At 37.2% G+C, this 20,700-nt stretch carries 24 protein-coding genes and 3 pseudogenes; 21 read left to right on the forward strand and 6 right to left on the reverse strand.

Annotation, left to right across the window (positions count from 1 at the left end):
- Positions 1-24: 24 nt before the first annotated feature.
- Complete coding sequence (locus ACEWFJ_RS18900) at positions 25-879, reverse strand: CvfB family protein (protein ID WP_473689519.1); 855 nt, start codon at positions 877-879, stop codon at positions 25-27.
- Between the two features lie 258 nt (positions 880-1,137).
- Here ACEWFJ_RS18900 and ACEWFJ_RS18905 point away from each other — a divergent pair, with 258 nt between their 5' ends.
- Complete coding sequence (locus ACEWFJ_RS18905; RefSeq protein WP_473689520.1) at positions 1,138-1,629, forward strand: YajQ family cyclic di-GMP-binding protein; 492 nt, start codon at positions 1,138-1,140, stop codon at positions 1,627-1,629.
- A gap of 19 nt (positions 1,630-1,648) precedes the next feature.
- Here ACEWFJ_RS18905 and ACEWFJ_RS18910 read toward each other — a convergent pair whose 3' ends face one another.
- Positions 1,649-2,944, reverse strand: coding sequence for an alpha-amylase family glycosyl hydrolase (locus tag ACEWFJ_RS18910; RefSeq protein WP_473692593.1), 1,296 nt, complete (start codon positions 2,942-2,944; stop codon positions 1,649-1,651).
- 332 nt (positions 2,945-3,276) lie between these two features.
- On the opposite strand from ACEWFJ_RS18910, the gene ACEWFJ_RS18915 reads away from it, so the two are divergent.
- The 6 genes and pseudogenes from ACEWFJ_RS18915 to ACEWFJ_RS18940 all read left to right on the forward strand — a co-directional run bounded on the left by ACEWFJ_RS18915 (position 3,277) and on the right by ACEWFJ_RS18940 (position 8,748).
- Positions 3,277-4,563 carry an ammonium transporter gene (locus ACEWFJ_RS18915; protein ID WP_473689521.1) on the forward strand — a complete coding sequence of 429 codons (1,287 nt, stop codon included), beginning with the start codon at positions 3,277-3,279 and terminating at the stop codon, positions 4,561-4,563.
- A 431-nt stretch (positions 4,564-4,994) separates the two neighbouring features.
- Positions 4,995-5,234 carry a DUF3947 family protein gene (locus ACEWFJ_RS18920; protein WP_473689522.1) on the forward strand — a complete coding sequence of 80 codons (240 nt, stop codon included), beginning with the start codon at positions 4,995-4,997 and terminating at the stop codon, positions 5,232-5,234.
- Positions 5,235-5,430: 196 nt separating this feature from the next.
- Positions 5,431-5,688, forward strand: a complete 258-nt coding sequence (locus ACEWFJ_RS18925) for a DUF3947 family protein (protein ID WP_473689523.1) — start codon at positions 5,431-5,433, stop codon at positions 5,686-5,688.
- 555 nt (positions 5,689-6,243) lie between these two features.
- Positions 6,244-7,194: a metal ABC transporter substrate-binding protein gene (locus ACEWFJ_RS18930; protein ID WP_473689524.1), complete on the forward strand. Its 951-nt coding sequence runs from the start codon at positions 6,244-6,246 to the stop codon at positions 7,192-7,194.
- A gap of 77 nt (positions 7,195-7,271) precedes the next feature.
- Positions 7,272-7,978, forward strand: a pseudogene (locus tag ACEWFJ_RS18935) (metal ABC transporter ATP-binding protein).
- On the forward strand, positions 7,924-8,748 hold the full coding sequence (locus ACEWFJ_RS18940; protein ID WP_473689525.1) for a metal ABC transporter permease: 825 nt from the start codon (positions 7,924-7,926) through the stop codon (positions 8,746-8,748). The pseudogene ACEWFJ_RS18935 and the gene ACEWFJ_RS18940 overlap by 55 nt, the downstream one beginning before the upstream one ends.
- 116 nt (positions 8,749-8,864) lie before the next feature.
- Here the strand turns inward: ACEWFJ_RS18940 and asnB are convergent.
- Positions 8,865-10,711, reverse strand: a pseudogene (gene asnB / locus ACEWFJ_RS18945) (asparagine synthase (glutamine-hydrolyzing)).
- A 141-nt stretch (positions 10,712-10,852) separates the two neighbouring features.
- Here asnB and ACEWFJ_RS18950 point away from each other — a divergent pair.
- A complete protein-coding gene (locus tag ACEWFJ_RS18950) occupies positions 10,853-11,404 on the forward strand; it encodes a DUF2777 domain-containing protein (protein ID WP_098306124.1) in 552 nt (183 codons plus the stop codon).
- Positions 11,405-11,612: 208 nt separating this feature from the next.
- On the opposite strand, the gene ACEWFJ_RS18955 is transcribed toward ACEWFJ_RS18950, so the two are convergent.
- Positions 11,613-11,966, reverse strand: a complete 354-nt coding sequence (locus ACEWFJ_RS18955; RefSeq protein ID WP_253628915.1) for a YisL family protein — start codon at positions 11,964-11,966, stop codon at positions 11,613-11,615.
- 151 nt (positions 11,967-12,117) lie between these two features.
- On the opposite strand from ACEWFJ_RS18955, the gene ACEWFJ_RS18960 reads away from it, so the two are divergent.
- On the forward strand, positions 12,118-13,308 hold the full coding sequence (locus ACEWFJ_RS18960) for an ornithine--oxo-acid transaminase (protein WP_429717242.1): 1,191 nt from the start codon (positions 12,118-12,120) through the stop codon (positions 13,306-13,308).
- A 40-nt stretch (positions 13,309-13,348) separates the two neighbouring features.
- Here ACEWFJ_RS18960 and ACEWFJ_RS18965 read toward each other — a convergent pair whose 3' ends face one another.
- Positions 13,349-13,840, reverse strand: coding sequence for an HXXEE domain-containing protein (locus ACEWFJ_RS18965; RefSeq protein WP_473689526.1), 492 nt, complete (start codon positions 13,838-13,840; stop codon positions 13,349-13,351).
- Complete coding sequence (locus ACEWFJ_RS18970; protein ID WP_253628912.1) at positions 13,830-14,729, reverse strand: fumarylacetoacetate hydrolase family protein; 900 nt, start codon at positions 14,727-14,729, stop codon at positions 13,830-13,832. Before ACEWFJ_RS18970 ends, ACEWFJ_RS18965 begins: the two co-directional genes overlap by 11 nt.
- Positions 14,730-14,970: 241 nt before the next feature.
- Here ACEWFJ_RS18970 and ACEWFJ_RS18975 point away from each other — a divergent pair.
- The 12 genes and pseudogenes from ACEWFJ_RS18975 to ACEWFJ_RS19030 all read left to right on the forward strand — a co-directional run bounded on the left by ACEWFJ_RS18975 (position 14,971) and on the right by ACEWFJ_RS19030 (position 20,645).
- Positions 14,971-15,149 (forward strand): annotated as a pseudogene (locus ACEWFJ_RS18975) (aspartyl-phosphate phosphatase Spo0E family protein).
- Between the two features lie 138 nt (positions 15,150-15,287).
- Positions 15,288-15,509 carry a spore germination protein gene (locus ACEWFJ_RS18980; RefSeq protein WP_429720569.1) on the forward strand — a complete coding sequence of 74 codons (222 nt, stop codon included), beginning with the start codon at positions 15,288-15,290 and terminating at the stop codon, positions 15,507-15,509.
- A 14-nt stretch (positions 15,510-15,523) separates the two neighbouring features.
- Positions 15,524-15,730: a spore germination protein GerPB gene (locus ACEWFJ_RS18985; protein ID WP_473689527.1), complete on the forward strand. Its 207-nt coding sequence runs from the start codon at positions 15,524-15,526 to the stop codon at positions 15,728-15,730.
- A gap of 61 nt (positions 15,731-15,791) precedes the next feature.
- Positions 15,792-16,406, forward strand: a complete 615-nt coding sequence (gene gerPC / locus ACEWFJ_RS18990; RefSeq protein ID WP_473689528.1) for a spore germination protein GerPC — start codon at positions 15,792-15,794, stop codon at positions 16,404-16,406.
- A gap of 6 nt (positions 16,407-16,412) precedes the next feature.
- Positions 16,413-16,607: a spore gernimation protein GerPD gene (locus ACEWFJ_RS18995; protein ID WP_429708296.1), complete on the forward strand. Its 195-nt coding sequence runs from the start codon at positions 16,413-16,415 to the stop codon at positions 16,605-16,607.
- Positions 16,608-16,619: 12 nt separating this feature from the next.
- On the forward strand, positions 16,620-17,003 hold the full coding sequence (locus ACEWFJ_RS19000; RefSeq protein ID WP_473689529.1) for a spore germination protein GerPE: 384 nt from the start codon (positions 16,620-16,622) through the stop codon (positions 17,001-17,003).
- A 41-nt stretch (positions 17,004-17,044) separates the two neighbouring features.
- The gene (gene gerPF / locus ACEWFJ_RS19005; protein WP_090915729.1) at positions 17,045-17,260 is read left to right on the forward strand and encodes a spore germination protein GerPF; all 216 of its coding nucleotides are present in this window, start codon (positions 17,045-17,047) and stop codon (positions 17,258-17,260) included.
- A gap of 412 nt (positions 17,261-17,672) precedes the next feature.
- Entirely contained in the window at positions 17,673-18,215 is a 543-nt protein-coding gene (locus tag ACEWFJ_RS19010) for a helix-turn-helix domain-containing protein (RefSeq protein WP_473689530.1), read from the forward strand.
- A gap of 13 nt (positions 18,216-18,228) precedes the next feature.
- Positions 18,229-18,450, forward strand: a complete 222-nt coding sequence (locus tag ACEWFJ_RS19015; RefSeq protein ID WP_440603363.1) for a PLD nuclease N-terminal domain-containing protein — start codon at positions 18,229-18,231, stop codon at positions 18,448-18,450.
- A 1-nt stretch (position 18,451) separates the two neighbouring features.
- Positions 18,452-19,351: an ABC transporter ATP-binding protein gene (locus tag ACEWFJ_RS19020; RefSeq protein WP_473689531.1), complete on the forward strand. Its 900-nt coding sequence runs from the start codon at positions 18,452-18,454 to the stop codon at positions 19,349-19,351.
- Between the two features lie 2 nt (positions 19,352-19,353).
- Complete coding sequence (locus tag ACEWFJ_RS19025) at positions 19,354-20,139, forward strand: ABC transporter permease (RefSeq protein ID WP_473689532.1); 786 nt, start codon at positions 19,354-19,356, stop codon at positions 20,137-20,139.
- 149 nt (positions 20,140-20,288) lie between these two features.
- A complete protein-coding gene (locus tag ACEWFJ_RS19030; RefSeq protein ID WP_473689533.1) occupies positions 20,289-20,645 on the forward strand; it encodes a hypothetical protein in 357 nt (118 codons plus the stop codon).
- Positions 20,646-20,700: the final 55 nt, after the last annotated feature.

Below are 20,700 nucleotides of genomic sequence, written 5' to 3' on the forward strand. Positions count from 1 at the left end.
TAGATTTGTTCGGCTGTTTACTTATTATTTTTTAAAGTACGTCCAACCTTCTTCTTGATAAACCTTTTCTTCTTTCATCAATTTACCAAGAGCACGTTTGAAGGCTGCTTTACTCATATTAAAGCGCTCTTGAATATCTTCCGGATAACTCTTATCCCAAAATGGCATTGCACCGCCGCGATTTTCCATATATTCATAAATAACCGCTGCATCATCTTCCATTCCTTCTTGTTTACGAGGAAGAAGTGAAATGTTAATCGTTCCATCTTCTTTTACATCAATAATACGGCCTGTTACACGCTCTCCAATACGCACTTGCTCTTTACGCTCAGAACAGTGCAAGAATGCACGAAAATGTTCATCCGTTAATACAAATGATCCTACTTGCAAAGAACGGTACACACGACCGTTTACATTTTTATTGCACATAGATGGCGTTGCTTCTACTACGATTTCTTGCATATCTGCATCTCTTGCCGGAAGCGCAATTAAACGGCCGCGATTTGTTAATTTTAATGTACAATACAATTCATCATCTTCTTGTGGCCATACTGGTGTATAAATCGGAAACTCATCAGCTGGAATTAATATATCTTTCGAAACACCGATATCAACAAACACCCCTAAACGAGGCTTCACTTCCACAACTTTTACCCAATTCCAATCATTTGTTGTAATAGCCGGTGTTTTCATCGTTGCTGATAAACGTTCTTGATGATCGTGATATAAAAACACATCAATCGTGTCGCCTTCTTCAATCTCTCCAGCTACCTCATTTTTATGTAAAAATACTTCATCTTCTTCGTAACCGACCATATACCCAATTTCTGTTTCACGTAAAACCGTTACCTGTTCAATCGCTCCTGGTTGTAGCTTCATATTTTTAATTCCCTTCTCTATATAAAATTTATCTTATTCTAACGGGTGGTATCCTTATTGTTTCTTAATGTAAAAACAGCTCATAAAACTAAATTAACATAATTGACTATCAATGGGGATACCCCCACTGATGGAAGTTTCACTTTATTTTTTTATCATTCCAAACAAAGTTTCATTATACACGTTTCTTCCTTTATTTGTCCAACTCGCCAAAATTAACTATAATAGGAGTTGGAGTTTAATTTGGAGGTGCTTACTATGGCAAAAGATAGTTCTTTTGATATCGTTTCAAAAGTAGAATTTCCAGAAGTAACAAACGCTATTAACATCGCGTTAAAAGAAATTCAAAATCGTTATGACTTTAAAGGAAGCAAAAGTGATATTAAATTAGAAAAAGAGGAAATCGTTTTAACTTCTGATGATGAGTATAAACTTGATCAAGTAAAAGACGTTCTTATTTCAAAATTAATTAAGCGTGAAGTTCCTATTAAAAACTTAGATTACGGAAAAGTCGAAGGTGCTTCTGGTGGTACAGTTCGTCAACGTGCAAAGTTGCAACAAGGCATTGACAAAGAAAACGCTAAAAAAATCAATAATATTATTAAAGACTTAAAATTAAAAGTAAAAACACAAGTGCAAGACGATCAAGTTCGCGTAACAGGTAAAAGCCGAGATGACTTACAAGCCGTTATCACAGCTGTGCGCGGTGCTGATTTATCAATCGATGTACAATTTATAAACTATCGTTAATTGCACATGAAAAAATCCTCTAATTAAGAGGATTTTTTCGTTTCTTCACTAATACAATAAAAATCATGAACAACAAATAAACGCAAACTAGTGCCAAAATAAACGACCAGTTCCACCCCGTTTTTTCTGCAAGCGCATATACGTTAGCCGTTTCTCTTTTCATTACAAGATAATATTCCCCGTTTTCTTCTCGTACCATATCATCTTCTAATAACCCGCGCAGCTCACGATTTTCTCCAACTTCACTTGCAGCAAGCGTCACCTTTTGCGTTTCTGTTGTATTATTAATAGCAATAAACGTTGTTTCATCTTTATACATGCGTTTTATAATACTCATGCCATCTTTATCATACAATAGTTCAAACGTTCCGTACCGAAGAGATGGTAATGTTTTTCGAAGTTCTCCTAATCTCTCTATATACTGCACAAACTTCTCATCCGTTTTAAAATCCATTAAACGACGATTATCCGGTGTCTTCCCTCCATCTAGTGCAATTTCAGTACCGTAGTATATAAACGGAACACCCGGTGATGTATATAAATAGGCAAGCGCTAATTTCAAACGGGTCGGTGGATAATATTTATTTTCTTTTGCGATTCTAACAAAACGCTCCGTTTGACTATTATCTACAAACGTCCCTTCCATACGATCGCCGTCCATTTTCGTCACATCATACAATGGCTTTACAGAAATATTCGGCTTTGCAAATACCTCAGTAATACGCTGCTGATAAGCCTGATTAAATCCTCCTTCACTTTGCATATCCTCTATTACAAAGAAATTTTGTTTCACACTCTGCACAGCTGCAATCACTTCATTCAAAAATGACCTCGTGACATTCTCATTATGTATCAAATGGTAACCGTCTATATCTGTTTCCTTAATCCATTGTTTAGCACCTTCAATAGTGCCCGTTTCATCTTCATTATCTACTACAAATTCAAGCATAACTTTCATCTCTCGCTTGTGTGCTTCTTGGACAAGTTGCTGCATGTCCTTCATCGTTCCAAAATGTTCATTCATTTTTGTTAAATCAGTAGGATGATAACCGTCATAACTACTACTTTCAGTAGGCGGTGACAACAAAATAGAAGTAAAGCCCATCCCTTTTATATAATCAAGTCGTTTTATAATCCCTTGTATATCTCCCCCTTGATATGCTTCTAAATTATTCGTATCAATCCCTTTATCATTTTTAGAATCACCATTATTAAAACGATCGATCATAATAGAATACACAATTTCATCTTGCCACTGACCCGTTTCCTTCGCTGACACATGAATCGGTAATTGAAATAAAAATAATAGACACATGAAACATAGAAAATACTTTCCAAAATCCCTCTTCACATTGCTTCCCCCAAATTATTTTTCTAATTATAAGAAAAGTATAACAATTTATCCTTATCTCGTATACTCATGCATTTCGATTACACAAAAGCAATATTTTTCCTTACCTAAAGTAAAACTTCCATCAGTGGGGATCTTACTGCCCGTTAATGCGGAATAAAAATTTATCATGTTACATTTCCTTACATAACAAATTAAATTTTCCGAAAAATCTGTTGATTTATTTTCAATTATTGAATATGATACTAAATATAACTTTCAATGTTAATTTTTATAACATTATAGGAGGGGAAAAGATGAATATGGAGGATACAGTATTTCTTTTTTTATCTACCGTGATGGTGATGATTATGACACCTGGGCTTGCTTTGTTTTACGGAGGAATGGTTCGCAGTAAAAACGTACTTAGTACAACGATGCACAGTTATAGTGCAATGGCCATCGTGTCCATTCAATGGATTTTTATCGGTTACTCTTTAGCATTCGGACCGGATTGGAATGGACTTATTGGTAATTTCGATTGGTTCGGCCTACAAAATGTTACTTTCACACCAAATGAAGCCTACAGCGCTACAATTCCACACAACTTATTCATGATGTTTCAACTCATGTTTGCAATTTTAACTCCCGCTTTAATTTCTGGTGCATTCGCAGAAAGAATGCGATTTTCCGCTTTTCTCATTTTCATCTTACTTTGGACGACACTTGTATACGATCCCGTTGCTCATTGGGTTTGGGGGCTAGGAGGATGGCTTCGAGAACTCGGAGCACTCGATTTTGCAGGAGGAAACGTTGTTCATATTACATCCGGCGTGGCAGGTCTTGTATTAGCCATTTTCCTCGGAAAACGTAAAGATGCCCACGACTCTTCACCCCATCACTTACCATTCACAATCTTAGGAGCAGGATTATTATGGTTTGGTTGGTTCGGCTTTAACGTCGGTAGCACATTAACATTAAATGACGTTGCACTCACAGCTTTTATTAATACAAATACAGCCGCTGCAGCTGCTGCACTTACATGGATGCTTACGGAATGGTTCTTCCAAACAAAACCAACTGTACTAGGTGCTGCTTGCGGAGCTATTTCTGGTCTCGTCGCGATTACACCAGCTTGTGGTTTTGTGACACCATTATCTGCCCTTATTATAGGTGCAATTGGCGGTGCACTTTGCTTTATGGCAGTCTATTTCTTAAAACATAAGCTCGGTTACGACGATGCACTTGATGCCTTCGGTTGCCACGGTATTGGCGGAACTTGGGGCGGCATTGCAACAGGAATATTCGCTACAAAATCCGTTAACAGTGCAGGGGCAGACGGATTATTTTACGGAAATGCAGCACTTCTATGGAAACAGCTGCTCGCAATCGGAGCAACCTATGCATTCACAGCCATAGCCACGTATGCAATTATTAAAGGAATTAGTTTATTCCTACCAGTTCGCGCACATGAACATGAAGAGAAAATGGGGCTCGATCTTTCCCTTCACGGAGAAAGAGCGTATGAACAATTCGAAACCCCTCTTATTGGAGATATTTTAGACGGCAAGTTAAAACAAAGTGTTTACAATTCTCCTAAATAGGTCGTGTTTAAACGAAATGACGAAAAGAGGATTTCATAACGAAATCCTCTTTCTTCTATGATTAGAGCTAGATAGAAAAAATTGACCCCTGCCCACTAAGATGAAAATAAACCTTTCGTACACCCACTATTACTGCACTTTTTCTAAAATTAATAAAAGATATATAACGATTAATATTTTTTTATATTAATAAATAAATGTGTTTTGCATTTGCAATAGATCCTAATCCATTTAGACTTTGAACAATGTTTTTTAAATTCTTCATTCATATACTTCTTCAATTTATAACATTCGAATTATTTGAAGTGGATTCATAAAATTATTCACTAGGTAATCTACCTAATTTAATTAAAGATATGCTCTTTCCCTAGATAGCGGTCATAACATGTAACAAGGAATCCAACTACTACGAAGGAGCGCTATGAATTATTATGATAAATCCATTCTTTAACAATGCAAGGCAAGCGGGCGTGGGTGCCGGCTCATATGCTGCCGCACAAGAGACACTTCATGCAATTCATCAAGTGATGACAGAAGATCCTCTTTTTGCACATGTCGTACACCATTATGCTATGCCCCATTATATTGTACATCACCCTGTTATCTTCCATCATGTTATGTATCCAGCTGCTCTCTCGACAATTCCCTTTGGCTCAATATATTATCTCTAAGGAAAGCTTTCGGTTTTCCTTTTTCTTTACATAAAGTGAAACTTCCATCAGTGGGGATCTTACTGCCAATTAATACGAGATAAAACTACTTAATAAGTAATCTACCTAATTTGATCAAAGATACGCTCTTTCCCTAGATATAGGGCATAACATGTAAATAGAATCCAACTACTATAAAGGAGCGCTATGAATTATTATGATAAATCCATTCTTTAACAATACAAGACAAGTAGGCGTGGGCGCAGGTGTGGGTGCAGGTGCTGTCACATTTAGTTCTGCCCAACAAACACTTCATGCAATTCATCAAACGATGGCAACAGATCCTCTTTTTACACATGTCGTATATCATTATGCTACGCCCCATTATATTGTACATCACCCTGTTATCTTCCATCATGTTATGTATCCAGCTGCTCTCTCGACAATTCCCTTTGGCTCAATATATTATCTCTAAGGAAAGCTTTCGGCTTTCCTTTTTCTTTACACAAATGAAGTGAAACTTCCATAAATGGTCTCCCAATGTTGGAAAGCTCTCACCAATCGGGCGCATGCCAGCAGTTATCCCCCACCTATCTTCTTCGCTTCTCTCTCAATCTGGAGGTGGAGGTCTTACCGCCCGTCAATACGGGATAAAAACTGACACAAAAGATATTTTATTTGTTCGTTAGTCAATTTCATCAGCCAGGCTGTCTCCTATAGTACGAGAATCCGTTCTTACAATTCGTACAATATTTTCAAAAGGCAGTGTCAACATAAAGTATGTACCTATGACTACATACTTGCTATAATCTAAATCAAAACGATTTCGTTTTAGACAAACAAGATCATCACTCCTGTGACCATGAATATCACAATGGCATTAAAACTATTACAATCCAGGATATTCCTCCACTATCTAGGAGACAATTTAAAAAGCGGTTAACCTAAGATGGTAGTATTCTTTTTGTAAATCGTAATTACTATTATTTATATTAAGTTTCATATTTGTATAAAGGAGAATGAGTACATCATGAAAAAATGGAAATTTGGTGCATTAGTAACTGCTTTAGCTCTTTCGACTGCTATTGCGGGCTGTTCTAAACAAGATGAGGCAAAGGGTACTACAAAACAAGACAAGTCGCTTAAGGTCGTAACAACATTTTACCCTATGTACGACTTTACTAAAAATGTGGTTGGATCCAATGGAACAGTAGATGTGTTAATCCCTGCTGGGACAGAACCACACGATTTTGAACCTACTCCAAAAGATATTGCTAAAATTGAAAATGCCGATGTGTTTGTATACAACAGTGACTCTATGGAAACATGGGTACCTAAAGTACTAAAAAGCCTTGATAATAAAAATATAAAAGTGGTAGATGCAAGTAAGGGTATTTCACTTATAGAAGGAACAACTGAGGATGAAAAAGATAAGCATACTAATAAGGAACAAGGACATCCGATGGATCCTCATGTATGGTTAGATCCAGTGTTAGCCCAAAAAGAAGTAGAAAATATTAAGCAAGCAGTTATAGAAGCAGATCCAACTCATAAACAAGATTATGAAAAAAACACAGATCAATTTACTGCAAAGCTAAAAGATTTGGATAACCAATTTAGAACAACTCTCGGTAATGCAAAACATAAAGAATTCGTGACGCAACATGCGGCATTTGGGTACTTAGCAAAAGAATATGGTCTTACTCAAATTCCAATTGCTGGTCTTTCTCCTGATCAGGAACCAAGTCCAGCCAAATTAGCGGAACTTCAAAAGTATGTAAAGGACAACAATATTAAGGTCATTTATTTTGAGGAAGTAACTTCTCCCAAAATAGCAAAAACCCTTGCGGATGAAACGGGAGCAAAAACAGTTGTATTAAGTCCAATTGAAGGAATTACAAAAGAAGAACAAGCCAAGGGAAGCGACTATATTAGCTATATGAAAAAGAACTTGGATGCACTAAAACAATCTATTATGTAATAGCAATAGTAGTGCGTTTTACAATCATGTAAAACGCACTTTTTCTCTACACCTAAAGAAAGGAAAAGGCGGATTTCATGAAAATCATATCTATGAATCAGGTTCAATTTAAGTATGGAAATGAAACCATTTTAGAAGATATTTCTCTCGATATAAATAGTGGTGAGTTTGTTACACTGACTGGGCCGAACGGAGCGGCAAAATCTACTCTGTTACGAATTATGCTAGGCTTATTAAAACCCTGGAGAGGAACCGTAAACATCAGTAAAAAAATGAACAAGGACAGAAACTTATCATTGGTTACGTCCCTCAACAAGTTTCTTCCTTTAATGTAGGATTTCCAAGTACCGTGTTAGAGCTTGTACAATCTGGTCGTTTTCCTCGTGGAAAATGGTTTCGTTCACTTTCTAAAGAAGATCATGAGCATGTTAAGCAAGCGCTACTTGGAGTCGATATGTGGAAATTTCGTAATAGCAAGATTGGAGAGTTATCAGGAGGACAAAAGCAACGCATTTGTATCGCTCGTGTCCTAGCTTCCGAACCAGACATTCTAGTTTTAGACGAACCCACTACCGGCATGGATTTTGAAAGTCGCAATCATTTTTATCAATTGATGAGACATCATGTCACAGAACATGGGCGAACAGTCATCATGGTTACACATGACTTGGATGATGTAAAACCGTATGCAGATCGAAACATTTATTTAGAAAGAAAGGAGAACACACAATGGAGATGCTTCACTTTGGGTTCATGCAGCGAGCATTTTGGGCAGGCGGATTAATTGCCCTCATAGCTCCCATATTAGGAATGTTTTTGATTTTAAGACGCCAGTCTTTAATGGCGGATACCCTTTCTCATATTTCGTTAGCTGGGGTAGCACTTGGTCTAACACTTCATTCCAATGTTAATGTAGTTACGATTATCGTTATTATTATTGGTGCATTAGGAATTGAATATATGAGAAATACCTATCGTACGTATTCAGAAGTATCCGTAGCTATCCTTATGGCAGCGGGATTATCCTTTGCTCTCGTCCTAATGAGTTTAAATCAGGGCGGTGTTTCAACTAGTGTAGAACAATATCTGTTTGGATCTATTATCACAATTAGCAAAGAACAGCTTCGTTTCTTAGTAGTAGTTTGTATCTTGGTGGGAATCTATTATCTAGTATTTCAACGCCCTCTGTACGTATTGACGTTCGATGAAGATACAGCCTTTACAAGCGGACTACCTACAAAATGGCTATCCTTGTCCTTTAGCGTATTAACAGGTCTAACCATTTCCGTTATGATGCCTATTATAGGTGCATTGCTTGTATCAGCGCTTATGATATTACCAGCTGCTATTGCGATGCGTATGGTAAAAGGATTCAAAGTAGCTATTTTATTTAGTATGGCAATAGGTGTCATTAGTATGTTTTTAGGACTCACTTCTTCATATAAATTAGGGACACCGCCTGGGGCAACTATTACACTTGTTCTTGTATTATTTTTAATTTGCGGCCTGTGCATCCAATGGGTTTGGAAATCTATTCGCTCTAATCGCGCATAAAGTGAAAGATATTACAATCTGTCACGTATTGTCTTAACAACAAAAGAAGCAGAGCAGCTTTCAAAATACGCTTATTAAAACTGAGGGTCATAGCTTACACGCTATGACCCTCAGTTTTATTCTTTAATATTTATATTGTACTCCTTAAACCAGACATGAATTTGCCCTAAATGAGCTAACAGCTGCGGCCCCGTCATCAATTGCCCGAACCACGGTGTTTGAAATGCACTGCCCCCTGATTCAATTAACCCATGCAGCTGCTCTTTATCAAATAATTCATGAAGAACGGATTGTTTATCCGTTAATAACTCTTGTAGCCATGAAGTAACTGCCTTCGTATAATACGGATTATGCGTTTTCGGATATGGGCTTTTCTTTCTATACAATACATCATCTGGCAATACACCTTCTAGTGCCTTGCGTAATAGACCTTTTTCGCGGTTTTTATACATTTTCATTTCCCAAGGAATATTCCACGCATATTCGACAAGACGATGATCAGCAAATGGCACACGTACTTCTAAGCTAGCGCCCATACTCATCCGATCTTTTCGATCAAGAAGGGTCGTCATAAACCAGATCATATTTAAATAAAATAATTGTCTTCTTTTTGCATCAAGCACGCTCTCCCCTTCTAAAGCGGGTGTTTCGCGCACTGATTCTTCATAACGATACTGTACATACTCTTGCAATTTGAGTTTTTTACGCCATTCTTTTTTAACAATTGTTCACGCGCTTCTGTTGATCTCATCCATGGAAACGCACTTGATTGTAAGTCATCTTCGCGGTAAAACCACGGATAACCACCAAAAATTTCATCGGCACATTCACCTGACAAACTTACGACAAAATCTTGTTTAATTTCTCGGCAAAACCACAACAGTGAGGAATCAATATCCGCCATTCCTGGCAAGTCACGAACAAGAACAGCTTCTGTTAAATGTTCCGCTAAACTTTCGTTAGAAATAACGCAACGATGATGAATGGTATTAAATGTATTTGTCATTAACGTAATAAACGGAGCGTCTGAATTCGGCTGAAACGCATTCGATTTAAAGTATTTTTCATTATCCTCATAATCAATTGAATACGTATGAAGCTTCCCTTTTTCTTCCCGTTCATATGCCATCGCTGCAAATGCAGTAATCGCACTAGAATCGACGCCTCCTGATAAAAATGTACATAACGGAACATCCGATACTAGCTGTCTTGTAATCGCATCTTGCAATAGAAAACGAACTTGTTCCACCGTTTCTTCAAAGCTATGTGTGTGCTCTTCACTCACGACATTCCAATAACGCCAAACTTTTAAACCGTCTTTTGAAAACGTAAGTGCATGACCCGGACGCAATTCTTCAATTCCAGCAAATATACCATGCCCAGGAGTTCGGGAAGGCCCCAATCCAAGTACTTCCGCTAACCCTTCCGTCGTAACCTCCGTCTTGATATCTCGATGAGCTAAAATAGCTTTTAATTCTGAGCCAAATAACAACCTTCCCGCATCACATTTGTAAAATAATGGTTTAACCCCTAATCGATCGCGCGCAATAAAAATTTTTTCTTCTTCCTCATCCCATACAGCAAATGCATAAATGCCATTCAAATGCTCAACACACTGTTCTTTCCACTCTATATAGGCTGTTAATAATACTTCTGTATCTGAATGCCCTTGAAACGTATAGCCTCTTTTCCATAGTTCTTTTCGAATATCTTCTGTATTATATAACTCTCCATTATAGGAAATTGTATAGCGTTCTTCTTTTTTCATCCGCGTCATCGGTTGTTTTCCGCCTTCTGGATCAACAACAATTAACCGTTTATGCCCAAATGCAACATGATTCCTAAGCCAAACATTCGTATCATCCGGTCCCCTCTTCGCGAGCGTTTCTGCCATCTTCGTTATTGTTTCTTTTTCTTCCAATAACACTTTTGTATAATCAACCCACCCTGTAATGCCACACATTGCTATCACCCTTTCTCATCTCATATCCGCAGTCTGTTTTTATTTTATGCCCAATTTCAATTCTATGTGCCTTGGTTATAAAGAAAGACCGAACTGTCTATAACAAGAATAGAAACTTCTATAAAAAAGGAGGGCACAGGAATGAAACAGCGTAAACATATTTTGTATAGCCAACCGCGTGCTCATACAATCGGAAATGTTGAATATATAAACGAGGAATGGATATTTTTCGATGAAGAAAGCGATGAAGCTTCTTTATTAGAAGATATGATTGAAGATGGATTTGAAGTTTTATATAACAATAATTGGTTACCTGCTCGTTTTTATGAACATAATACTTTGCAAGTAGCAGATGAACATCATCCGTTGCAAAACGGCGAAACAATTCGGATTCGAAAAAAGTTAATGACAAGCTATCATGAGTGGATAGAAGAACTTCCAGATTCCTCATTTTCACTCGTAACCGAAACATTACAATCGTTAGGCTACTCTTTATATGACTGTATATATTCTCATAATTCTCTATCCTTCCAACCAAAAGACCAGCCATGCGAAGGAGTTAATTTTCTTTTATTTGATAATGAAGAAATGATTTGCTCCCTTCATCACCATTATGTTCGCTATTCTACACAAAATAAGGATATATTTAAAATTACAAAAGCAGATGGCGATGAATTGCATATTAACAATTAAAAATAAAGTGAAACTCCCTTCAGTGAGGGGTTTCCACTGAAGGTTTGTTGAACCAATCGGGCTTTTACGGGCAGTTATCCCCCACCTGGCTTCTTCGCTTTTCTCTCAATCTTAAGGTGGGGGTCTTACTGCCCGTTAATGCGGATAAAAACGAGGATGTCTCAAAAGTAATTAAATACTTACTTTTGAAAACATCCTCATTTTTGTATTAAGCAAATGGAGAAAACCCTAATGGTAATCGTAAACCAAGATATAACACAACTAACAACACAATAACAAATTGAATCCAAAACGCTCTTGTTAATTTCTGCTTGCTTGCTTTCACAAGAATCATTTCCATCGCAGCAATTACCCAAATACCACCGAGCATTTTCATCCCATATAACATAGGCATCCAGTGGACGTCTTTGTAAATTAATAATCCTGATACAATGATCAAAATATACAGCAAACGAACCACCATGTGCATTGGTTTTGCTTGCTTTCCACTCTTATACATCGAATATGTTACAAAAAACAAAATAATCCCGAGCGACCATGCAGTAATATGCATATGTATCATATAAATCTCTCCTCCTCTTTTGCACATTTTTTCACTTTATATGATACCACGTCTATTTCTTTTCAGGAAACATTTAGCTTTTTTCACGTTTAAATGCTATAATATTTAGAGTATTTACAAACTTCTTGTAAAAGCAAAAGGGGGAACTAGCATGATTCAAACAAAAGACATTATCGAATTAACAGAAACTTACGGAGCAAATAACTATCATCCACTACCGATTGTAATTGCGCAAGCAGAGGGTGTTTGGGTAGAAGACCCAGAAGGCAACCGTTATATGGACATGCTTAGTGCATATTCTGCTGTAAACCAAGGTCATCGCCATCCAAAAATTATTCAAGCGCTTATCGACCAAGCACAACGTGTAACATTAACATCACGTGCATTCCACAGCGATCAATTAGGTCCTTGGTATGAAAAAGTAGCGAAATTAACTAATAAAGAAATGGTACTACCAATGAATACAGGTGCTGAAGCTGTTGAAACCGCTATCAAAACAGCAAGACGCTGGGCATACGATGTGAAAAAAGTAGAAGAAAACAAAGCAGAGATCATTGTATGTGTTGATAACTTCCATGGCCGTACAATGGGCGCAGTATCCATGTCATCCAACGAAGAATATAAACGTGGATTCGGGCCAATGCTTCCAGGTATTGTTGTTATTCCTTACGGCGACATCGAAGCATTAAAAGGAGCAATCACACCAAATACAGCTGCATTTATTTTAGAGCCAATCCAAGGCGAAGCTGGTATTAACATTCCACCAGCAGGCTACTTACAAGAAGCATACAATGTATGTAAAGAAGAAAATGTATTATTTGTTGCAGATGAAATTCAAACAGGCTTAGGCCGTACTGGGAAATTATTTGCATGCGATTGGGACAATGTTATTCCTGATATGTATATCCTTGGAAAAGCATTAGGCGGCGGTGTATTCCCAATTTCTTGCGTTGCTGCAAGCCGCGAAATTTTAGGTGTATTTGAGCCAGGTTCTCACGGTTCTACGTTTGGTGGTAACCCACTAGCTTGTGCGGTTTCTCTTGCTTCTCTAGACGTACTAGTAGAAGAAAATTTAACAGAACGCTCTTTACAATTAGGAGAAAAGCTGTTAAATCAATTACGTGAAATTGACAATCCAATGATCACAGAAGTACGCGGAAGAGGTTTGTTTATCGGAATCGAGTTAAATGAATCAGCACGTCCTTACTGTGAACAATTAAAAGCAGCTGGCTTACTATGTAAAGAAACACATGAAAATGTAATCCGCATCGCTCCGCCTCTTGTAATTTCTGAAGACGATTTACAATGGGCGTTCGAAAAAATTAAAGCGGTATTGTCTTAATAAAAAAGAAGGTTGTCTCTTAGGAGACAACCTTCTTTTATTATGCAATAATCCTAACTATATACAACAGACCAGCTATAACAGGAAACATTAGTAATATACCGATGATACATGATATCCACACATGCTTCCATTTCCACCAACCAACTACATTTCCTCTCCAAAACAAAAACAATGAAAAAGGAATTATTAAAAAGAAAGCTGTACCAAGCCCAGGCACATATTCTCTCTTCAAGATTGCCCCCACAAGATGAATAATCCCATTCATAAAAATCATTGACTGTGTGAACAGTACAGCATATAACGTCATCTGCGTCAAAAACATATTGTGTATAAACACAATCAAACATACAAAAACAGTTAATATAAGTAATGCTATTAAAAAATGCTTCTGTTGTAATGCATTCTCTTCCATCTGAATGGGCTGTAAATACTTTATTTCTGGAAAAAAATAATACTCTTCTGCATTATGCAAAGCGAAAAAAATAGGAATGATCCAGAAATAAGAAGAGCGCGGTATATTATTTGACATTATTACGGAGCGTTCCAACATGTTCAACCGTTATAACAACTTCATCACCAGCATGTAAAAAACGAGGTGGTTTAAATCCCTTTCCAACTCCCGCTGGTGTTCCAGTCGCAATAATATCTCCTGGCTCTAACGTCATTCCTTTACTTACAATTGATATAATTTCTTCAATTGAAAACATCATGTTTGCCGTTGTAGAAGATTGACGTACTTCTCCGTTCACCTTCGTTTCAATATGAAGCGCATTCGGATTAGCAATCATTGAGCGATGCACAATAGCTGGTCCCATTGGACAAAACGTGTCAAAGCTTTTTCCAAGAAAAAATTGCTTATGCTTCTTTTGGATATCCCGAGCTGTAACATCATTTATAACCGTATAACCAAACACATGATTAAGAGCTTTTTCTTTCGAGATTTCCTTTCCACGCTTTCCAATCACAATGGCGAGCTCTCCTTCATAATCAAGTTCACTCGTAGCATGCGGATGACTATAAATTTTATCACCATCACCAATTACAGTTGTTGGTGCCTTTGTAAAAATAATGATATTTTCTGGAACTGCTTCCGCTCCGTCCATTTCGATTGCATGCTCACGATAATTTTTTCCAACACAAAGAATATTTTTTCTTGGCCTTGGAATAGGAGCCAATAACTTAACTTCCGATAATGGATAATAAGCATCTTTGCAATTTTCTTTCGCCCATTCGACAATCTCAATTACTTTTGTAATAAAGGGTTCCCCCTGGTCGATACACTCTAGCATTGTAATGGGAATCGTAACTTTTTCTCCTTTTTTCCTCTGTGCTTCTCTTACATGCAACACTGTTTGTGATGTCTCATCTACAACACCAACAAACACTTTTTCATCTGCTTTTACTGTCACAAACCGCATATTTCCACACCCCATCTTCAAAATCATACTGTAATTGTATTCGTACCTACTAATGAAAATCCTCCTAAAAATATTTTTAATTTACAATATTCTTTCTATTTTTTATGCAATTAAAATGCTTTTTTGCCAAAATATGTAGAATACCTTCTTCTTTTAGCGAATGTGTTTCTTTTTTATGGAAAGTTTGTATAATATGTACTAAAGATACTCTTAAAATCTATAAGGAGACGGAGCCGATTCTATGTTTGAGCAAGCAATTGAAAAAAACGAGAAAAAATGAAATACTTAGCCAAACGTTATGGAATGACATCTCAAAAAACGGTTAGTTGTAGTCAAGAGCTGGACAGGCTCTTAAATGTTATATTACTCATACAAATAGATGATGTGTCAACTCAAAATATAGACGTGCACTCCTACTGAGTGTACGTCTTTTATTTTTAAAATAACAGACACATATTTACACAAACGCCCATACAATAATAAAGTAAAACTCCTATCATAGAAACTCGTATTAAAAAGGGACAGATACAAAAATTTTGAACATGAAAGGTGTTTTCTATGCCTGCAATGGTTGGACATGTTAATATCGTTAATATCGGATCGAGCGGTGTATTTCATATTGGAGATGTATTTGCCATTCGTCCCATTAGTTATTCTCGTGCATTTGCAGGAGCGGGTTCTTTTAATGTTGGAGAAAGTGTATCAATATACAATTACGAAAACACAACAAATGTAAATGATAATGATGTAATCGATCAGCCAGTCACTGCTACTTATTAAAGGGGGAATAAAAATTGAAACTGTATGTACATCAAAGTATTATTATTAATAATATACGAATAAATAACCTTACAACTTCAGCCGTCTTTCAAATTGGAAGTGCAGGGAGTATTAAAACATTGTCAAAGTTTTCTAATACAGGCGGATTTACACAACCAACTCCGCCACTAACAGCTCCGGGACAAATTATTTCAATTTCCCCTCCTCCTAGTTCTTCTTAACGTACCAATATCATAGACATATACCAATACACCCTCCAGATTGAAAAGGAGGCTTCTAGCAGTGAGTCAAGATCTATATACTTATTTACAGCAACTACAACAATTCATTCAAAAACAACAGGAAAAAATAAATGCTTTAGAAACACAACTAGCGCAGCTGACAGAGCAAGTAGAAGAACTGAAACAGCGACCATCCTCTTCAATTGGGAAAGTCGAATACAAGTTCGATCAGCTAAAAGTCGAAAATTTGAATGGTACATTAAATATCGGTTTAAATCCATTTACGAGCAAAGGAGAAATAATTGAAGACTTTAATGTTGAAACTGAAACATTAAAGGTAAACCCTGAAACCCAAGTAAATCCCGATTTTTATCAAGATATCATTCAAGAAGTGCACCGCTATTTAGACGAAGAAGCGTATAGTCGCATTCTTCATTTCGAACAGGAAGAACGAACACCTCTCGATGATATGTACCGTCAAATGATGATCGATGATATAAAACAACAAATGGAACACCGTCTTCCATACTATTTATCTCAAGTACAGCCACATCCAGAAATTACATCTAATCCACAATATATGAAAGATGTCATTATTCGAGCAATGAAACAAGATATTGATAAGGCATTTCTTACCTTTATTCAGCATATACCGCGTAACTTCCGAAAGGAGTAAATGCATATGAATTTTACTGTTATTAATCACGAAATCAAAGTGGGAACAATTAAATCGCTTGGGATATCTTCGTCTGCTTTATTCTTAGTCGGCGATGCAAGCCTCATTATTTCATCTTCTATTTTAGATACACCATTTGAATCTGTTACAGGAGGTCCGTTTGTACCACTCGTAACTGCTGTACCTACCACTCCTCGATAAGGAGGACTCGTTATGCGACATATTTCTGTTGTCCATCAGCTCTCTGTCATCACACTAGGACTTGATGCCATTGCTCAAATTGGCGATACAAATCATGCGGAATTAAAAAGCAGAGCAATTGTCGTTCAGCGCGAAATTCCTTACTTTTTGGCTCAAGAAGGAAATTGGGAAGTATACGAAATATTTGTTGATGACGAAATCACGATTCCAACTCGCATAAACGAAGTAAACATGACTGTCATTAATGAAAATCCCTTTATTGAAGTAGGCTGCATTGACATTCAAAGTATGTTAAGCGCTGGTTGCCTTCACATTGGATCTATTGATTATGTATTTTCAAACTCACGCATTTTACAAATTCGCCATTTTGTTACAGAAGAACCTTTTAGCAAATAAATCATATAGTATCGTAAAAGCAAAATGAAGTAGGTGAAAATATGCCGTCCGTTGTTGGGAACTTAGTCGTTCAAAATAGTAACGGCTCTTTCAACTTAGGGGATTTCTATAATGTGTCTCCAAAAGAAAATACGAAAGCTTATAATGGATCCGGTTCATCAAATGTTGCTTTTGTCCTTAATACATTTAACGGCGTAAGCGGTACAAATACATTTGATTCAGATGTAGCTGATCAAGATCAAATCGGAACAGCATAATGTAAAACTTCCTTCAGTGAGGGGTTTCCACTGAAGGTTAGTTGAACCAATCGGGCTTTTACGGGCAGTTATCCCCCACCTCCCCTCTTGGCTTTTCTCTCAATCTTGAGGTGGGGGGCTTACTGTCCGCGAATAGCGGGATAAAATGAAACCTCCATCAGTGGAGGTTTTCTTCATCCCCACTGATGGAAAGTCCGTCCAATCGGGTCCATGCCAGCAGTTATCTCCCACCTCCCCTCTTCGCTTCTCTCTGAACCTTGAGGTGGGGTCCTACTGCCTGCGAATAGCGGGATTGTTGATTGACCATAAAGTCATTTCTTTCGGAATATATCTCCTTAACTGTGTGTAATTTCAAAAAAATAAAATATTATTATCATTTTATAAAATGATAATAATTGGGGAGAACAATACAATGACAAAAAAAGCTGATTTACTTCTTCATCCTATTCGAATACGGATTATACAACAATTACTACTAGGTAAACCACTAACGATTGCACAACTTTTAGATGCACTCGGCGATGTTCCTCAAGCTACTTTATATCGTCATATGAACCTTTTAATTGCGGCAAATTTTATTGAGATCATTAATACGAAAAAAGTGAAAGGAACGGAAGAACGAGTATTTGCGGTCAAAAAAGAGAACTTACAGGTTCCCGAAAAAGAAGTCGAAACGACTCCACAGGAAGACCATATTCGCCATTTTTCAGTATTCCACGGTAATTTGCTTCAGTTAGTGACATCTTATCTGACAGAGACTCCCCCAAAACAGTATAAAGAAGATGGATTCGCTTATTGGTATACACCTATTCATCTGACGGATGAAGAATTTCAGGAACTCGTCCAGTCTATTAATACGTCTATTGAAAAAGTAATAAATAACAAATCGACACCTGAACGAACCACTCGAATTTTTGCAGGCATGTTTATTCCGCAAAAGTCACAAAAAGAATAAGGAGGAATCGCCAATGCATTATGGTTATGAAATTGGGATAGAGGAACTTTGGAATTGGTTGCCACTGCTTCTTCCCCTCCTAATTTTACAATTCATTTTAATTTCTGTAGCATTATGGGATTTGTTAAAAAGGGATTTTAGCAATGAATACAAATGGCTTTGGGTCGCAATTATTGTTTTTGTTAGTATTTTCGGTCCGATTTTATATTTTACCGTAGGAAGGAGAGGACGATAATATGGGCATAATCCAGGTGAACCACCTTCAAAAAAATTACGGGAATCATGAAGTCATTAAAGACATTGATTTTCAGATCGATTACGGCGAATGTGTCGCTCTCCTTGGTCCAAACGGAGCTGGTAAAACAACGATTATCAAAATGCTTTTAGATATAACAAAACCTACAAGTGGTCAAATTCTATTCCAAGGGGAGCGTCATGACCAAATGCGTCAGTTTATTGGATACTTGCCGCAACATCCCACTTTCTATCCGTGGATGACAGGAAAGGAATTGCTTGAATTCATGGGTGGACTTTCAGGTATAGATAAGGAAAGTTTAAAACAACGAATGCACGAATTACTAGACTTAGTGGGACTGAGTATGGAAAAGGATAAGCAGATTGGAACCTATTCGGGAGGAATGAAGCAAAGGTTGGGCATCGCCCAGGCACTCATCCATCAACCTAAGTTACTGATTATGGATGAACCAGTTTCCGCGCTGGATCCACTTGGACGAAGAGATATGTTGGAATTGCTTAAAGTGATTAAACAGAAATCGACCATTCTTTTTTCCACTCATATCCTGCACGATGCGGAAGAACTTTGCGATAAGATACTTATCTTAAACCAAGGTAAATTGCTTTTCAACAGCTCTATTAATCAAATAATCAAGCAAAATCAACAACCTGTTTTTATTATTCAAGCACCTCGAGTTAGCGAGTGGGCTCCACAACTTGAAAACGAAGATATCGTTGAATCCATTGTACAAACAGGCAGTTCCGCAAAAGTGCGTGTTAAAAACATTGAACAGGGTAGAATCTGGCTATTAGACAATATTAATCGTTTACAACTGCCAGTTCAAAAGTTCGAACTAGTACAGGAAAGTCTAGAAGAAATCTTTTTAAGGATGGTGAAGTAAACATGAACCACTTATCTGTCCTATTAAACAAAGAATGGCTTGAAGCTAGAAGAAGTTATAAGTTACTGTGGTTTCCTATCGTATTTATGCTTTTAGGAATCATTCAGCCTCTTTCATCCTATTATTTACCTCAAATTTTGCAGGTTGCTGGTGGATTGCCTGAAGGTATGGATATTACATTACCCAAGTTTACTGCAGAAGAAGTGTTGGCTTCAACCTTAACCAATCAATTTGACCAATTGGGCTTAATGGTTCTCGTAATTGGTATGATGAGTATCGTTGTATCGGATAAAAACAGCGGAATGCTGACGTTTATTTTGACACGCAACACAACACTAGGCGAGTATTTGCTGAGCAAGTGGATTGGGCAGGCTGCTATTGTCGCAGGGGCAGTTACAACTGGAATGATCATGGCAATATTTTACACATTCTATTTGTATAACTCTGTACCATTAGCTAGAGTCGCAGCAGGGCTTGGCGTTTATTACATTTGGTGCCTGTTTATGTTAACACTAACATTAATGATGGGTGTTTTACTATCTAGATCCTCGGCAGTTGCTGTGTTATCAATCTTTGTTCTGATCCTTTTGAAAGCCGTAACCGCATTTGGATCTGGATTTCAAATTTTAAATCCCGCGCATTTGACGAATCATGCAGTCAACATCATGATGACCAGTAATGCTTTACCTCACCTTTTACCAACATTAGCTGTAACGTTATTACTCATAGTATTCTTCCTGTTTTTATCAAAATTCTATTTATCCCGAAAAGAGTTGCCTTCTATGTAACTAAATATATATAACAGTAACCTTGATGGAGCGTACGTACGAAGAGAGATTAAAAGGTAATAAAGTGAAACTTCCATCAGTGGGGGTCTTACTGCCCGCGAATAGCGGGATAAATGAATCATGACATTGTAAAGAGGAGTAAATAAAAGATGAGTGTTCAAATTGTATTAGATGATAGTGATTTAATATTGAATATTTCAGGATGGACAGCGGTTACTACTTTGAGAAAGATGATAAACATTCCTTACACTTCGGTCGAAGAAGTACAAGTGGGAAATTTCAAGTTTCCCTGGACAGCTATTAGAAAAACAGGCATTGCTACATTTGGTTATAAAGCTGGGCTTTTCATTATTGATGAAAAGAAATATTTCTTATCCTATCATGACACCAATAAAGTAATCATCCTTAGTTTGAAAGAATATGAGTTTGACAAAATAGTAATTCAAAGCGAAGCTCCAGAACAACTAGCAAACACTATTTTGATGCGTTGCTCTTCACATAAATAATACTCTTAGAGGGCTTCATGATCCAGATGTTTGGTCTATCACGAGCAATCCCGCT

This window comes from Bacillus sp. EA-CB0995, from assembly GCF_055814245.1.

Coding starts and splice junctions, on each gene's coding strand:
- ACEWFJ_RS18905 (WP_473689520.1), top strand. CDS start 1,138: ATGGCAAAAGATAGTTCTTTTGATATCGTTTCAAAAGTAGAATTTCCA.
- ACEWFJ_RS18955 (WP_253628915.1), bottom strand. CDS start 11,966: ATGATACATATGCATATTACTGCATGGTCGCTCGGGATTATTTTGTTT.
- ACEWFJ_RS19020 (WP_473689531.1), top strand. CDS start 18,452: ATGGGCATAATCCAGGTGAACCACCTTCAAAAAAATTACGGGAATCAT.
- ACEWFJ_RS18910 (WP_473692593.1), bottom strand. CDS start 2,944: ATGTGTCTATTATTTTTATTTCAATTACCGATTCATGTGTCAGCGAAG.
- ACEWFJ_RS18950 (WP_098306124.1), top strand. CDS start 10,853: ATGAAACAGCGTAAACATATTTTGTATAGCCAACCGCGTGCTCATACA.
- ACEWFJ_RS18925 (WP_473689523.1), top strand. CDS start 5,431: ATGATAAATCCATTCTTTAACAATACAAGACAAGTAGGCGTGGGCGCA.
- ACEWFJ_RS19015 (WP_440603363.1), top strand. CDS start 18,229: ATGCATTATGGTTATGAAATTGGGATAGAGGAACTTTGGAATTGGTTG.
- ACEWFJ_RS18980 (WP_429720569.1), top strand. CDS start 15,288: ATGCCTGCAATGGTTGGACATGTTAATATCGTTAATATCGGATCGAGC.
- ACEWFJ_RS18970 (WP_253628912.1), bottom strand. CDS start 14,729: ATGCGGTTTGTGACAGTAAAAGCAGATGAAAAAGTGTTTGTTGGTGTT.
- ACEWFJ_RS18960 (WP_429717242.1), top strand. CDS start 12,118: ATGATTCAAACAAAAGACATTATCGAATTAACAGAAACTTACGGAGCA.
- ACEWFJ_RS18915 (WP_473689521.1), top strand. CDS start 3,277: ATGAATATGGAGGATACAGTATTTCTTTTTTTATCTACCGTGATGGTG.
- ACEWFJ_RS18940 (WP_473689525.1), top strand. CDS start 7,924: ATGGAGATGCTTCACTTTGGGTTCATGCAGCGAGCATTTTGGGCAGGC.
- ACEWFJ_RS18900 (WP_473689519.1), bottom strand. CDS start 879: ATGAAGCTACAACCAGGAGCGATTGAACAGGTAACGGTTTTACGTGAA.
- ACEWFJ_RS19000 (WP_473689529.1), top strand. CDS start 16,620: ATGCGACATATTTCTGTTGTCCATCAGCTCTCTGTCATCACACTAGGA.
- ACEWFJ_RS19030 (WP_473689533.1), top strand. CDS start 20,289: ATGAGTGTTCAAATTGTATTAGATGATAGTGATTTAATATTGAATATT.
- ACEWFJ_RS19010 (WP_473689530.1), top strand. CDS start 17,673: ATGACAAAAAAAGCTGATTTACTTCTTCATCCTATTCGAATACGGATT.
- gerPF (WP_090915729.1), top strand. CDS start 17,045: ATGCCGTCCGTTGTTGGGAACTTAGTCGTTCAAAATAGTAACGGCTCT.
- ACEWFJ_RS18930 (WP_473689524.1), top strand. CDS start 6,244: ATGAAAAAATGGAAATTTGGTGCATTAGTAACTGCTTTAGCTCTTTCG.
- ACEWFJ_RS19025 (WP_473689532.1), top strand. CDS start 19,354: ATGAACCACTTATCTGTCCTATTAAACAAAGAATGGCTTGAAGCTAGA.
- ACEWFJ_RS18920 (WP_473689522.1), top strand. CDS start 4,995: ATGATAAATCCATTCTTTAACAATGCAAGGCAAGCGGGCGTGGGTGCC.
- ACEWFJ_RS18965 (WP_473689526.1), bottom strand. CDS start 13,840: ATGTCAAATAATATACCGCGCTCTTCTTATTTCTGGATCATTCCTATT.
- ACEWFJ_RS18995 (WP_429708296.1), top strand. CDS start 16,413: ATGAATTTTACTGTTATTAATCACGAAATCAAAGTGGGAACAATTAAA.